12 protein-coding genes are annotated in these 13,641 nt (G+C 64.8%); 1 reads left to right on the plus strand and 11 read right to left on the minus strand.

Translation table 11 applies throughout. The annotated features are described in order from the left end of the window. Positions 1 to 238: 238 nt before the first annotated feature. From phnN to LB526_RS20835, 9 genes are all read right to left on the minus strand, one after another. Positions 239 to 865 (minus strand): phosphonate metabolism protein/1,5-bisphosphokinase (PRPP-forming) PhnN, encoded by a 627-nt coding sequence (phnN, locus tag LB526_RS20795; RefSeq protein ID WP_224525917.1) that lies wholly within the window; start codon positions 863 to 865, stop codon positions 239 to 241. Further along, positions 862 to 2,001, minus strand: a complete 1,140-nt coding sequence (locus LB526_RS20800) for an alpha-D-ribose 1-methylphosphonate 5-triphosphate diphosphatase (RefSeq protein WP_224525913.1) — start codon at positions 1,999 to 2,001, stop codon at positions 862 to 864. Before LB526_RS20800 ends, phnN begins: the two co-directional genes overlap by 4 nt. Positions 2,002 to 2,123: 122 nt before the next feature. Next, positions 2,124 to 2,831 carry a DUF1045 domain-containing protein gene (locus LB526_RS20805; RefSeq protein WP_224525910.1) on the minus strand — a complete coding sequence of 236 codons (708 nt, stop codon included), beginning with the start codon at positions 2,829 to 2,831 and terminating at the stop codon, positions 2,124 to 2,126. A gap of 245 nt (positions 2,832 to 3,076) precedes the next feature. After that, complete coding sequence (gene iolB, locus LB526_RS20810; RefSeq protein ID WP_224629570.1) at positions 3,077 to 3,889, minus strand: 5-deoxy-glucuronate isomerase; 813 nt, start codon at positions 3,887 to 3,889, stop codon at positions 3,077 to 3,079. Between the two features lie 377 nt (positions 3,890 to 4,266). Continuing rightward, on the minus strand, positions 4,267 to 4,479 hold the full coding sequence (locus tag LB526_RS20815) for a DUF3329 domain-containing protein (protein WP_095768043.1): 213 nt from the start codon (positions 4,477 to 4,479) through the stop codon (positions 4,267 to 4,269). A gap of 64 nt (positions 4,480 to 4,543) precedes the next feature. Further along, positions 4,544 to 5,458 (minus strand): myo-inosose-2 dehydratase, encoded by a 915-nt coding sequence (gene iolE / locus LB526_RS20820; protein WP_224525906.1) that lies wholly within the window; start codon positions 5,456 to 5,458, stop codon positions 4,544 to 4,546. A 35-nt stretch (positions 5,459 to 5,493) separates the two neighbouring features. Then, on the minus strand, positions 5,494 to 7,338 hold the full coding sequence (gene iolD, locus LB526_RS20825) for a 3D-(3,5/4)-trihydroxycyclohexane-1,2-dione acylhydrolase (decyclizing) (protein WP_224629573.1): 1,845 nt from the start codon (positions 7,336 to 7,338) through the stop codon (positions 5,494 to 5,496). A 32-nt stretch (positions 7,339 to 7,370) separates the two neighbouring features. Next, positions 7,371 to 9,305 carry a bifunctional 5-dehydro-2-deoxygluconokinase/5-dehydro-2-deoxyphosphogluconate aldolase gene (locus tag LB526_RS20830; RefSeq protein WP_224629574.1) on the minus strand — a complete coding sequence of 645 codons (1,935 nt, stop codon included), beginning with the start codon at positions 9,303 to 9,305 and terminating at the stop codon, positions 7,371 to 7,373. Between the two features lie 154 nt (positions 9,306 to 9,459). After that, on the minus strand, positions 9,460 to 10,305 hold the full coding sequence (locus LB526_RS20835) for a MurR/RpiR family transcriptional regulator (RefSeq protein WP_181174827.1): 846 nt from the start codon (positions 10,303 to 10,305) through the stop codon (positions 9,460 to 9,462). A gap of 157 nt (positions 10,306 to 10,462) precedes the next feature. Here LB526_RS20835 and LB526_RS20840 point away from each other — a divergent pair, with 157 nt between their 5' ends. Beyond that, complete coding sequence (locus LB526_RS20840) at positions 10,463 to 11,572, plus strand: Gfo/Idh/MocA family protein (protein WP_224629575.1); 1,110 nt, start codon at positions 10,463 to 10,465, stop codon at positions 11,570 to 11,572. Between the two features lie 69 nt (positions 11,573 to 11,641). On the opposite strand, the gene LB526_RS20845 is transcribed toward LB526_RS20840, so the two are convergent. Both LB526_RS20845 and iolG read right to left on the minus strand, forming a co-directional pair. After that, entirely contained in the window at positions 11,642 to 12,580 is a 939-nt protein-coding gene (locus tag LB526_RS20845; RefSeq protein WP_224629576.1) for a sugar phosphate isomerase/epimerase family protein, read from the minus strand. A 33-nt stretch (positions 12,581 to 12,613) separates the two neighbouring features. Then, positions 12,614 to 13,606 carry an inositol 2-dehydrogenase gene (gene iolG, locus LB526_RS20850; RefSeq protein WP_224629579.1) on the minus strand — a complete coding sequence of 331 codons (993 nt, stop codon included), beginning with the start codon at positions 13,604 to 13,606 and terminating at the stop codon, positions 12,614 to 12,616. Positions 13,607 to 13,641: the final 35 nt, after the last annotated feature.

Below are 13,641 nucleotides of genomic sequence, written 5' to 3' on the forward strand. Positions count from 1 at the left end.
GAATCCCTCCTCGCCGGATATCCGCATGGAATCACCGATCCGATTCTGTGCAAAGCCCTTCTTGTGGGAGAAGGTGGCCGCGAAGCGGCCGGATGAGGGGTGCTGGACGGAGCGAGGCGCTGGCGTTTGGGCACAACGGTGCTGCCAGGCGAAAGCCACCGCCAAGCTGGAGCACCCCTCATCCGTCTCGGCGCTTCGCGCCGATCCACCTTCTCCCACAGGGGGAGAAGGGAAAGCGCTAGATCATGTCCGACAGATCCGAGAACGCCATCGCCTTGCGCAGCACCTCGGCGAAGCGTTCGCCGGCGATTTCCTTGTCGCCGCTGTTGTCGATCGAGGTCACGTCCGGTCCCGTCAGCTTGACGCTGGTGCTGCGCGCCAGGCGGGCAAGCACCTCGCCGCGCGATTCGCGGCCGCGCGCGGCGAGCCGTTCGGCGAGGATCTCCGGCGTGGCGGTGATCTCGACCACGGCCAGGTTGGCGTAGCGTTCGCGCAGCGCCGGTATGACCGCGCGGGAGACATTCGCCACGGCTACATGACCATTGGCGACCGCCCAGTCGACATCGGCCGGCAGGCCATAGCGCAGGCCGTGCGCGTCCCAGCACAGCGAGAAGGCGCCGTCGGCCTCCGCCTCGGCAAAGGCGGCATCGGCCAGCGTGTCGTGGTCCTCGCTTGCCGTGTCGCTCGGCCTGGTGATGACACGGCGCACGAATTCCAGCCGCGTCTCCCCGGCAAAGCGCGCCTTGGCGTAGCCGATCAGCGTGTCCTTGCCGGCGCCGCTCGGCCCCACCACCGCGACGAAGACGCCGTTGCGGATCGGCAGGCTGTCGGCCAGCTCGCGCTCGATGAGGGCCGAGACCATCATGCGACCCGGCTGCCCTGACGCCACACGGTGCGAACGACCGGCACATGGTCGTCCACGCGCACCCGCACCAGGTCGGCACGGCGGCCGGGCTCGATGACGCCGCGGTCGGCGAGGCCGATCGCTTCGGCCGGGTTCTTCGAGACCATCGCGACCGCCTGCGGTAGCGAGATGCCCTCGACGACATCGCCGAGGAAGAAGGCCGACTGGATCAGGCTGAAGGGGATGTAGTCGGATGAAAGGATGTCCAGCAGGCCGTCGGCGGCAAGCGTGCGCGCCGAGACATTGCCGGAATGCGAGGCGCCGCGCATGACGTTCGGCGCGCCCATCAGCACCCCGAGGCCCGCGGCTTTCGAGGCCTTGGCCGCCTCTTCTGTCGTCGGGAACTCGGCGACGCGCACGCCCTGCTCGATCGCCTCGTCGACATGGCCGGCGGTCGCGTCGTCATGGCTCGCCAGCACGATGCCGCGCTCCTGGCAGGCGGCCGAGATGAAGACGCGGTTCGGACCGGAATTGCGGGCCGATTCGGCCATCCGCTTCTCGCAGAATTTCTGGAAGTCGCGGTCCGTCAGCTTCAGCTTGCGCTGGTAGTAATAGGCATAGGTCTCGAGGTTGACGAACTGGCGCTGTCCGGGCGCATGGTCCATCAGCGAGGCGAGCTTAACCCGCTCGTCGGTCTCGAAATTGGCGAAAGCCTCGAGGCAGTCCGGCGCCGAGACCTCGCAACGCAGGTGGATGAAATGGTCGGCCCTGAGCCGATCCTGGCGCACGCTGTCCTCGATGGCGTCGGCCAGCTTGCGAACGTCGTCGGATTTCAGGTCGGCATCCTCGTCCATGCCGACGCGCAGGGCGTCGAGCACCGTGGTGATGCCGGCGGTCGCGACCTGGGCGTCATGGGCAAGCACGGCGGCGATCGGGTTCCAGCGCACTTTCGGGCGCGGCGCGTAATGACCTTCGAGGTGATCGGTGTGCAGCTCGACGAGACCCGGGATGATGTAATCGCCGCCCATGTCCTCGCCGGCGCGGACGGCACCGGGCTCGACGGCGGCAATCAGGCCGTCGCGCAACAACAGCGAGCCCTTGACGATTTCGTCGGGCAACACGATGCGGGCATTGGTGAGAACGGTTTCGGCGGTCATCTCGGGCGGTCCTATCTCAAGCAGTCGTTTCAGAGCAATTCCAGGAAAAGTGCTTTGCGGTTTTCCGTCCGGAATTGCGTAAACAAAAAGATAGGGCGGTTCAGCGTTTCCGCGGATCCGTCCTATGCGGTCTTGCGGGCGGGGCTGCGGCCAAGCGCATGATGGGAAAGCACCATGAACGGGGCGCCGGGCTCGCTTTCGACGAACAATGTCAGCGCATCCACCGGCACGGGCTGCCGCAGCACGTCGGCGAACAGGCCGTCGATCGCTGCACGAAGACGTGGGCTTTCCTGTGGCCCGACCCGCCCCGACAGCGTCATGTGGAAGCGGAACGTGTCAAAGACGTAAGGATAGCCCCATTGGCAAAGGTTGCGAAACTCGTCCGGCTTCAGCGCATCGGGGCTGCGGCGCTCGATCTCGGCCTCGGTCAGCGGCGCGCGGAACGGATCGAAGGCGCGCACCACCTCGCCGGCGAAATCGTTGAGCGGCGCGAACTGCGCTTCCGGCACCAGCGCGAAAAAGCCGTCGATTTGGCCGACGACCAGACGCGGGATGATCACAGGCGGCGTCGCCTCGGCGAAAGCGTCGAGCGCGGCGCGCAGCGAGGCTTCCGTCTCGTCCGGCGCCAGCCGGAACGGCGCTTTCAGGGTCGCGTGGAATCCGTAGCGCCGGGCAGAGGCAGTATGGAAAGCGACTTCCGCGGCCGACAGATCGCCTACGGCCTCGACCGGCCGCGTCGCCGCGCCAAACGGGTCGCGGCCCAGCCAGTTGGCGGCAATGCGCGCCAGCTTCTCGTCCTGCCCCGGGGTGTAGTAGATCGCGTAGCGCATGGGCGTTCCTCGTCAAGCGCGCTGCGCGCCCCAAAGGAATATGCGACGCGCTTCAAGTCATTGTCTTGGCAAGTCGTGGCCCAAACGCCGGAGCGCTTGCGGCGACATGCACCGGAACCGCTGCCATAGGTGATTTCCATGACGGATTGACGAAGCTTTCGTGGGTTTTCGAAGGCAAGTCCAGCACGGAGCTCGTTAGCCGACGATTTTTCCGGGCTGGACCAACGGCTTTGCCGGCGTGTCGATCAGGCCTTCATCAGCCATTCATGCTCGGGCGCGTTGTGGAATTTCCACGTCCGCTTCGGTCCGGCCATGACGTTGAGGTAATAAAGATCGTAGCCGTGGCAGGCGGCGCAGGGATGATAGCCCTTGGGCACCAGCACGACGTCGCCGTCCTCGATCGCCATCGCCTCGTCCAGCTCGCGCACGCCGTTGCGGTCGGCATCGGTGTAGACGCGTTGGAAGGCAAAGCCCTGCGGCGGGTTGAGGCGGTGATAATAGGTCTCCTCGAGATAGGATTCGGCCGGCAGATTGTCCTGGTCGTGCTTGTGCGGCGGATAGCTCGACGTGTGGCCGCCGGGCGTGATCACCTCGACCACCAGCAGCGAATCAGCCGGCTTGCCCTCGGGCAGGATGTTGGTGACGTAGCGCGTGTTGGTGCCCTTGCCGCGCACCTCCTGGCCGAGATCGTCAGGTCCGATGACGCGCACCGGCAGACGGCCACCGAGGCCAGGCGCCGAGCAGACGGCGAGTTCCAGCTCGGTATCGGCGGTCACCGACCAGTCGGCGCCTTGCGGCACATAGACCGACCACGGCTTGCCTTCGAAGGGCGACATGCGCTCGCCGAGCAGGCCGAGATCCTTGCCGCCGGCCGATGCCTTGCCCTTTCCGGTGACGAACACCAGGCAGACCTCGCGCTCGCCGGTTTTGCCGGACACCGTCTCGCCCGGACGAAGCCGATGCAGGTCGAAACCGACATAGGTCCAGCCGGCGCTTTGCGGCGTGACATGAGCGACATGGCCGTGGCCCTTGTCGGCCTTGACGAGCAGTTTCGACATTTTTGTCTCTCCTATTCCGTTGGCCTTCGTTGGTTGCGGATCAAAGATCTTGCCGGCTGACAGAACCAGCACAACCTTCGAGATTGGCCGAGGCCTCCAAACTTCGTCATTCTAGGGCGAAGCAGGAGCGCAGCGACGTAGCGGAGACCCTAGAATCCATGCCGTTACCTCAATCGAAGGGCGCTGCGGAGCAGAATTCTGTACCGCAGCGGCTGCTTCGAAGTCACGGAATGGATCCTAGGGTCTGCGCTACGTCGCTGCGCTCCTTGCTGCGCCCTAGGATGACGAAGCGAGGGGCGTTTCGGCTAATCGCCAACGCATGCGATCCGCCATGCACGCAGTATCCGATCCGTAGACGCTTCTGAGCCATGAATTAGTCACTCCTTCGGTCCGGGTTCGGCCTTGTTCTCCTCAATCGGCTTATAGAGATAGAAAAACTGCCACACCGCATAGCCGGCGAAGCCCAGCGCGATGACGCCCCAGAACGGCGTGCCGGACGCGAATTCGATCACCGACCAGACCAGGCAGACCGCGACGACCGCGATACGGCGCCACAGCGGCCGGAAGAAGGGATGCTCATAGTCTTTCATCGCGCCAATCCAGGATTTGCCCAAAGCACAACGGATAAACCGGGCGCCCCGACTAATCCACTGCTCAGGCCGGAAAACCCTGCGTCTCGACCGTATAGCCGGCGGCCGTCATCACCCGCATAAGTTCCTTGTGGCCGACCTGGGCCATCTTGAGCGGCGGGTTCTTCTTCGGATCCTGCTCGGCCTCGACCACGAACCAGCCTTCATAGCCATGATCGGCGAAACGCTGGACAATCGCCCCGAAGTCGAGTGAGCCGTCGCCCGGCACGGTGAAGGCGCCGAGCGCCACGGCGTCGAGGAAGGACTGTTTCGTGCGGTCGAGCCTGTCGATCACGCCCATGCGAACATCCTTCACATGGACGTGGTTGATGCGCTTGTGGTGATTGTCAATGGCGCGCAGCACGTCGCCGCCGGCAAAGGCGAGATGGCCGGCATCGAGCAGCAGCGGAATGCCTTCGCCGGAGTTGCGCATGAAGGCGTCGAGCTCCGGTTCGGTCTCGACCACCGCCGCCATGTGGTGATGGTAGGAGAGCGGCATGCCTTGCTCAGCGCACCACTCGCCGAACTCGGTGACGCGCCGGCCATAAGCCTTCATCTCGTCGGCGGAAAGTTTCGGCTTGGTGGCCAGAGGCTTGGAGCGGTCGCCCTGGATGGACCGGCCGACCTCGCCATAGACGATGCAGGGCGCATCGACCGCCTTGAACAGGTCGATCATCGGCTGGATGCGGTCCTTGTTCCGGGAGATGTCCTCGTTGACAAGCGTGCCTGAGAACCAGCCGCCGCAAAGCGTGACGTCGGCCTCCTTCAGGATCGGCAGCATCACCTTCGGATCATTGGGGAAGCGGCGGCCCATCTCCATACCGGTGAAGCCGGCCGAGCGCGACTGGCGCAGGCATTCTTCCAGCGACACGTCATCGCTCAATTCCACGAGATCGTCATTCCACCATGCGATGGGGGACATGCCCAGTTTGGCTTTCAAGTCGTCACTCCAATGTCGGTTCGTTGCGAGCCGGTTCAGCCCTTACGGCTGCCCACAGCTTCCTCATATTTCTTGCGCGCGGCGTTGACTTCGCGTCGCGACGAGACTTCCGGCACGGCGACGTCCCACCAATGGCCGCCGGCCTCGGTCGACACCAGCGGATCGGTGTCGATCACCAGCACCGTCGTCCTGTCATTCTTCTTCGCCTTGGCCAGTGCCGTCTCCAGCTCGGCGATCGACGCTACCTTCTCGGCCACGGCACCTAAGCTTGCCGCGTGCGCGGCGAAGTCGACGTCAGGCATCACCTCGTGGCGGGCGTCCTTCAAGAGGTTGTTGAAGTTGGCGCCGCCGGTCGCCATCTGCAGCCGGTTGATGCAGCCATAGCCGCGATTGTCGAGCAAAACGATGGTGAGCTTCAGGCCAAGCATCACCGAAGTGGCGATCTCGGAATTGAGCATCAGATAGGAGCCGTCGCCGACCATGACGACGACCTCCTGGTCGGGCTTCGCCATCTTGACGCCGAGCCCGCCGGCGATCTCGTAGCCCATGGTCGAGAAGCCGTATTCGGCATGGTAGGAGCCCGGCGCGCCGGCCTGCCAGAGCTTGTGCAATTCGCCGGGCAGACCGCCCGCGGCATGCAGCATCGTGACGCCCGAGCCCATGGCGCGCTGCACGGCGCCGATCACTTGCGCATCGGACGGATAGGCGGCGTTGGTCGAGGCCGTCACCTTGGCGGCGGCGGCCTGCCACTCCGTCTTGCCCTTCAATGCATTGTCGGTCCACGCGGCCGGCGCCTTCCAGCCCTTCAGCGCGGCGGACAGCTCGGCAAGGCCCTCGGCCGCGTCGGCGACCAGCGGCAGCGCCCAATGCTTGCCGGCGTCGAAACCTTGCGTGTTCAGGCCGATGATGGTGCGGCCGGCATTCTTGAACAGCGCCCAGGAGCCGGTGGTGAAATCCTGCAGCCTGGTGCCGACCGCAAGCACGACATCGGCCTCTTCCGCCAGCCGGTTGGCGGCCGACGTGCCGGTGACGCCAACGGCGGCCATGTTGAGCGGATGGTTGTCGGGCAACGAGGATTTGCCGCCCTGTGTCTCGCAGACCGGAATGCCAGCGCCCTGCGCCAGCTTGGCGAGCTCGTCCGAAGCCTGCGAATACAGCACCCCGCCGCCCGCGATCACCAGCGGCTTCTTGGCGCCCTTCAGCGCCGCGACGGCTGCCGCCAGCTCGTTGCGGTCCGGGCGCAGCCGGCGCGGTGTCCAGACACGCTCGGCGAACAGGCTTTCGGGATAATCATAGGCCTCCGCCTGCACGTCCTGGCAGAGCGACAGCGTCACCGGGCCGCATTCGGCCGGATCGGTCAGCACCTGCATGGCGCGACTCAGTGCCGGGATGATCTGCTCCGGCCGGGTGATGCGGTCGAAATAGCGCGATACGGGCCGGAAGCAGTCATTAACGCTCGCCGTGCCGTCGGAGAAATCCTCGGCCTGCTGCAGCACGGGGTCGGGCAGGCGGTTGGCGAAGACATCGCCGGGCAAAAACAGGACGGGCAACCGGTTCACATGCGCGAGCGCGGCCGCCGTCACCATGTTCAGCGCGCCGGGGCCGATCGAAGAGGTCGCGGCCATGAAGCGGCGGCGGAAGTTCGCCTTGCCGTAGGCAATCGCGGCATGCGCCATCGCCTGCTCGTTATGGGCGCGGAAAGTCGGCAGCTCGTCGCGGACCTGGTAGAGCGCCTCGCCGATGCCCGCGACATTGCCATGGCCGAAGATGGCCCAGACGCCGCCGAAGATCGGCACCTTCTTCCCGTCGATCTCGGTCATTTGCCCGCTGAGGAAGCGGGTCAGCGCCTGCGCCATCGTCAGGCGGATTGTCTTGCTCATGGTGTCTCCTCCGCAGTCCTTCAGCGGTCTTGTTATGCGGCCTTGCGGCCGCGCGCGGCAAGCCATGCCTCGGTCAACTGCTCGAAACGCGCGGCCATGTCGGCGATCGCCTCGTCATCCGACATCCTGCCGGCCAGCCATCGTTCGGCGGCGTTGACGAAGATGGTGCGGCCGACGGCAAAGCCCTTGACGATCGGCGCATTGGCGGTGGCGGCAAACGCCGCGACCAGCTCGTCCTGCGGCGCTTCCAGCCCGAGCAGCACCACGCCACGGCACCAAGGATCGTTCCTGACGATCACCTGTTCGATCTTCGCCCAGGCGCCTGCGGAAGCCTGCGGCTCGAGCTTCCACCAGTCCGGCTTGATGCCCAGCGCATAGAGCTCTTCAAGCGCGCGCGGAATGGTGGTGTCGTCGAGCTTGCCATGCTTGCCGGCGATGATCTCGACCAGCAGTTCGCGGCCGACCTTCCGCGCCGCCTCGAACAGCGCGCGCAGCTTCTGCTGCTGCTCGCTCTTCAGCGCTTCCGGGTCGTCCGGGTGATAGAAGCATAGGCATTTGATGCAATGGTCGACAGGCCATTCGGTGAGCTGCGAGCCGATATCCTGCGAAAACTCGAAACGCAGCGGCCGCGATCCCGGAAGCTCAACCGGGCGGCCGAGCCAGGCGAAGGGATGGCGGGCGAATTCGAACATGGCGTCGCGGCCATATTTCTCGTCGATCAGCATGCCATAACCGTCGCGGCCCGCGGCGACCTTTGCCGCCGCCTTGACGGTGAGCACCTTGAAATCGGGGATGCGCGCAACGTCGGCGCCAACCCTGGCCGCCACGTCTTCCAACTGGACGCGATGATCGCAGGCCAAAGCCATCAGCGAGGGGATGTCGCGCCGCCGCGTCGTTGCCCAGTGGACGTGGTTGATCGCCTCGTCCTTGCGCAGCGCCAGGTGTTTGCTGCCGTTCTTTAAAAAGAACTGCAGCTCCTCGAAGGTCGGGTATTCCGGCGCGCAGAGCAGGCGCGACACGGCGAAGGCGCCGCAGGCATTGGCCCAGGTCGCGGCGGTGGCAAAGCTCTCGCCGCCGAGCCAGCCGCGCAGGAAGCCCGACATGAAGGCGTCGCCGGCTCCGAGCACATTGTAGATCTCGATCGGAAAACCCTTGCCGACGATGCCGTCCTCGAGGTCCTCGCTGATCGGGCCGTCATAGACGATGCAGCCCTTGGCGCCGCGCTTGAGCACGATGGTGGCCGAGGACAGCGCGCGGATCGTCTTCAGCGCGCTCAGGCAATCGTCGGCGCCGGAAGCGATCATGATCTCTTCCTCGGTGCCGACGATGAGATCGCAATCCGGCAGCACGGTCTTCAGCTGCGCCGAGACGCGGTCCGACTTGACATAGCGCTCGAAGCCCTCGGCATGGCCGGCAAGGCCCCAAAGGTTCGGGCGGTAGTCGATGTCGAACACCACCTTGCCACCACGGGCCTTCATCAGGCGGATCGCCTTGCGCTGGGCTGCATCGGAATTGGGCCGCGAGAAATGCGTGCCGGTGACGACCACCGAGCGCGCCGAGGCGATGAAGGCCTCGTCGATATCCTCCTCGGCCAGCGCCATGTCGGCGCAGTCGGAACGGTAAAAGATCATCGGCGAGACGCCTTCGCTCTCGACCGAAAGCAGCACCAGCGCCGTCAGCCTCTCCTTGTCGGTCTTCAGCCCGTCGACCGAGACGCCCTCGCGCTTGAGCTGCTCACGGATGAAGCGGCCCATCTGCTCGTCGCCGACGCGCGTCAGCAGCGCCGAGCGCAGGCCGAGCCTTGCCGTGCCGACGGAAATATTGGCCGGGCAGCCGCCGACGGATTTGGCGAAAGAGGTGATGTCCTCCAGCCGCGAGCCGATCTGCTGGCCATAGAGATCGACCGAGGCGCGGCCGATGGTGATGACGTCGAGCGGCGGGTATTTCCCTTCCACGGCTTCGCCCATTCGAACCTCCCATCGGCCTTGTTTTGCAGAGCAGCGTCGTTTTGGACAGCGCGCGCCGGCGACGGCGTGGTGTCGTCAATATGAAATATTAATTCCAATCTACAGTCAATATGGAATGAGCATTCCCGAGCCGAAAAGCGCTCATCTGGGAGGCTCAGCCCTTGCGTCGGCGCCCGGTCTCGCGGCGTTTCTCGCCCACGGCGACAGTCAGCGCCATGGCCAGCGCCATCGTCGCCGAGATCGAGCGGAAGCCGCCGAAATCGGCCTCGGCGACCTCGAACCAGACCTTGGCGAATTGCGCCAGCGGCGAGAAGGACGAGTCGGTGATCGCCACGATCGGCACGCCCTGCTCGGCGATCGAGCGCGTCTCCTCGATGGTCGCCGGCGCGTAAGGCGAGAAGCTGATGGCGATGACGGCGTCGCGCGGCGTGGCGAAGCCGATCATCTCGGCGTTCAGCCCCGCGGCCGATTCCACCAGTTGGTTGCGGATCTTGAGCTTGCCCAGCGCATAGGCGATGTAGGACGCCACCGGATAGGAGCGGCGCTTGGCCAGCACATAGATCGTCTCGGCCTTAGCCAGGAGCGCCACCGCCTCCTCGAAATGGGCATCGTTGAGCGAGCGCGAAATGTCGCCCAGCGAGGTGCTGGCGGCGGCGACGAAGCCGTCGAAGATCGCCCGATGCCCGCGGCCTTCCTCGGCCTTGGCGCGCAACGCCGCCAGCCGCTCGTCATAAGAGGAGTTGCGCTCGCGCAGACGCTCGCGGAAAACCTGCTGCAGGCTGGTGAAGCCGTCGAAGCCGAGCTGCTGGGCAAAACGGATCAGCGTCGAGGGCTGCACGCCGGCCGAGGCGGCGATGCTCGCCGCCGTGCCGAAGGCGATGTCGTCGGGATTGTCGAGCGCATAGGCGGCGATCTGCGCGATGCGCTTGGGCAGGCTCGCGCGTCTGTCCAGGATCGTCGCGCGCAGCGTTTCGAAATCGCGAGGCACCCGTTCGTCCATCGTCGCTCCGCCCACGCTCATAAGGTTTGTCTCTCTCCTGCCTCATCATAGCGAGTTCGCGCAAGAACACCATAAAAAATGATTTAGATATTCCATTCTTTATCAAAATAGACTAATTCATCCACGCATACTTTCCTTTATCCTGGAGACAATCGACATGGTCGGAGTGGGCCTCATCGGCACTGGCTTCATGGGCAAGTGCCACGCCATCGCCTGGAACGCGGTGGGCGCCGTCTTTCCCGATGTCGACAAGCCGAAACTGGTGCATCTGGGCGAGGTGAATGACGAGCTTGCCAAACGCAAAGCTGCCGAGTTCGGCTTCGCAAAAGGCTCCGGCGACTGGCGCGCCGTGGTCGAGGATCCGGACGTCGAGATCGTCTCGCTGACCACGCCGAACCAGTTCCACCCGGAAATGGCGATCGCCGTCCTCGAAGCCGGCAAGCATCTGTGGTGCGAGAAGCCGATGGCGCCGAGTTTCGCCGAGGCCGAGGCGATGGCGAAGGCCGCGAGGACATCCGGCAAGGTCGCCGTGCTCGGCTACAACTACATCCAGAACCCCGCCATCCGCCATATCGGCGCGCTGCTCGAGGAAAAGATCATCGGCGACGTCAATCTCGTGCGCATCGAGATGGACGAGGATTTCATGGCCGACCCGGAGGCGCTGTTCTTCTGGAAACACGAGGCTTCGTCCGGCTATGGCGCGCTCGATGATTTCGCCGTGCATCCGCTGTCGCTGATCAAGGCGCTGTTCGGCCGCGTCTCGCGCGTCATGTGCGACATGGTCAAACCCTATGCCGATCGCAGGACCGCTTCCGGCGCCCGCCGCGCGGTCGAGACCTATGACATCGCCAGCGTCTTGATGCGTCTCGAGAACGGCGTCGCCGGCACGCTTTTGGTCAACCGCTCGGCCTGGGGCCGCAAGGGCCGCATCGCCATTCAGATCTTCGGCTCGAAGGGCTCGATCCTCTACGACCAGGAGCGGATGAACGAGTTCCAGCTCTACCTCACCGCCGACCGGCCGACCGAGCAGGGCTACCGCACTATCCTGGTGGCGCCGCACCACAAGCCCTACGATTCCTTCCTGCCGGCGCCTGGCCACGGCCTCGGCTTCAACGACCTCAAGATGATCGAATGCCGCGAGCTCCTGATGCGCATCGCTGGTAAGCCGGCCCGCATCATCGACTTCGACGAGGGGCTGGAGATCGAGCGCACCGTGCATGCCATGGCCCGTTCGTTCCAGGAGCAGCGCTGGGTTAATGTGAGATAGGCCTGCCGGCCATCGAGGCCGCCGCAACGGGCGGTGATCACCTACCAATGCAGGACCGGATCTGAGCATTCAGGCCAGGTTGATGGCGACATTGCGCAGCAGCGCCACGGATTTGCGCATGCCTTCCATCGGCGACAGCATCATGTCCTCATGCTCGATCGACAGCACGTCGTCATAGCCGGCCTGCTTCAGCGCGGTGCAGAACTGCCGCCACCAGGTCTCGCCGTGGCCGTAGCCCAGCGTGATGTAATTCCAGGCCCTTTCGGCAAACTGATTTGGCGGGCGCGCATCGAGCGTGCCGTCGACGGCCGCCGGTATCGGTTCGATGCGTGTGTCCTTGGCGTGGACATAGTAGATGGCCGAGCCAAGCTTGCGCACGGCGGCAATGGGATCGGCGCCCATCCACATCGGATGGCTCGGATCGTAGTTGGCGCCGACCGTCTCGCCGACCGCATCGCGCAGCCGGAACAGCGTCTGGACATTGTATACGGCCTGATGTCCATGCAGTTCCAGGCAAAGCTTCCTGATGCCCAGATTGTTCGCAAATCCGACGAGATCGCGCCAATACGGGACGATGCAATCGTCCCACTGGTAGCGCTGGATGTCGGCGCATTCGGGCGGCCAGTCGGTGATGATCCAGTTGGGATTGGTGTCGCCGGGTCCGCCCGGCAGCCCGGACATCATCACCACCCGGTCGATGCCCATCAGGCTCGCCAGCCGGATTGTGTCCTCGGTCACTTGGCGATGCTGCTTGCCCTGCGGTCCCGGATGCAGCGGGTTGCCGGAGCAGTTAAGCGCCGCGATCGTCAGCCTGTGGTCGCGAACCTTGGCGACGAATTCGGTTCGGGTCGTCTTGCTGTCCAGCATGGCGGCCAGATCGATGTGCGGCGCCGACGACCAGTTGCCGCAGGCGAACTCCAGCGTCTCCAGTCCGAGATCGGCCGAGGCGCGCAGCATCTCGTCGAAGGACAGGTTGCCGAGGCTGTCGGTGATCATGCCAATCTTCATTTCGGAAACTCCCGCTTATTTCGGACCATCCGCTCACAGCTCTACGGGTTCGAACCTGCCGGACCGGGCCGACGCTAGCGCTGCCTCGCAGAGGATCATGGCCTTGCGCCCATCGCTGGCCGTGACCGCCGGACTCCTGCCCGTCTCGACACAGGTGATGAAGTGATCGATCTCGGCGGCGTAGGATTCCGCATAGCGTTCGACGAAGAAGTAGTAGGGCTTGTCGCGCGATATACCTTTGCTGCCGTACCTTTCCACAGAGGTCGGCAGCCGGTTGCCGGCCTGCAGCATGCCGTCGGCGCCGTGCACCTCGATGCGCTGGTCGTAGCCGTAGGCGGCCCTGACGCTGTTGTTGATGTGACATTGCCGGCCGGACGCCGTTCGCAGGATGAACATCGCCGTGTCGTAATCGCCGAGCTTCCTGTATTGCGGCGCCACCAGCGAGGAGCCGGTCGCGAAGAGCTCCACAGGCTCTTCGCCAAGCATGTTCCGCGCCATGTCGAAATCGTGGATGGTCATCTCGCGAAAGACGCCGCCGCCTCCGGCCAGCGCTTCCTCGGTCTCCGGTTCGGGATCGCGGCTGGTGATGATGACCTGCTCGACGGCGCCGATCTCGCCTCCATCGAGGCGCTCCTTCAGCGCCCGGAAGCTCGGATCGAAGCGGCGGTTGAAGCCGATCTGGAACGGCACGCCGGCTTTCGCGACAGCGGCCAGGCATTCATCCGTGCGCTTGAGGTCGAGGTCGATCGGTTTCTCGCAGAAGATCGCCTTGCCTTGCGCCGCCGCGGCCATGGCAAGCTCCGCGTGCGTGCGCGTGGCCGAGGCGATGAACACCATTTTCACTGCCGGATCGTTCATAACGGTCTCGGTGTCCACGATCTCGGCGCCGGTTACGGCGGCGACCTTCTCGGCCGCCTCGCGATTGGGATCGACGACGTAGCGCAGCCGCACCTTCGGGTGGCGCGCGAGATTGCTCGCATGCACGCGGCCGATCAGCCCCACCCCGAACAGACAAACATCCATCATGCGTTCGACTTTCTCATCAGGCCGCTCCAGCGCTG

The sequence above is a fragment of the Mesorhizobium sp. CA6 genome, assembly GCF_020165035.1.
Lineage (GTDB): Bacteria > Pseudomonadota > Alphaproteobacteria > Rhizobiales > Rhizobiaceae > Mesorhizobium.

Coding starts and splice junctions, on each gene's coding strand:
- phnN (WP_224525917.1), bottom strand. CDS start 865: ATGATGGTCTCGGCCCTCATCGAGCGCGAGCTGGCCGACAGCCTGCCG.
- LB526_RS20800 (WP_224525913.1), bottom strand. CDS start 2,001: ATGACCGCCGAAACCGTTCTCACCAATGCCCGCATCGTGTTGCCCGAC.
- LB526_RS20805 (WP_224525910.1), bottom strand. CDS start 2,831: ATGCGCTACGCGATCTACTACACCCCGGGGCAGGACGAGAAGCTGGCG.
- iolB (WP_224629570.1), bottom strand. CDS start 3,889: ATGTCGAAACTGCTCGTCAAGGCCGACAAGGGCCACGGCCATGTCGCT.
- LB526_RS20815 (WP_095768043.1), bottom strand. CDS start 4,479: ATGAAAGACTATGAGCATCCCTTCTTCCGGCCGCTGTGGCGCCGTATC.
- iolD (WP_224629573.1), bottom strand. CDS start 7,338: ATGAGCAAGACAATCCGCCTGACGATGGCGCAGGCGCTGACCCGCTTC.
- LB526_RS20830 (WP_224629574.1), bottom strand. CDS start 9,305: ATGGGCGAAGCCGTGGAAGGGAAATACCCGCCGCTCGACGTCATCACC.
- LB526_RS20835 (WP_181174827.1), bottom strand. CDS start 10,305: ATGGACGAACGGGTGCCTCGCGATTTCGAAACGCTGCGCGCGACGATC.
- LB526_RS20840 (WP_224629575.1), top strand. CDS start 10,463: ATGGTCGGAGTGGGCCTCATCGGCACTGGCTTCATGGGCAAGTGCCAC.
- LB526_RS20845 (WP_224629576.1), bottom strand. CDS start 12,580: ATGAAGATTGGCATGATCACCGACAGCCTCGGCAACCTGTCCTTCGAC.
- iolG (WP_224629579.1), bottom strand. CDS start 13,606: ATGATGGATGTTTGTCTGTTCGGGGTGGGGCTGATCGGCCGCGTGCAT.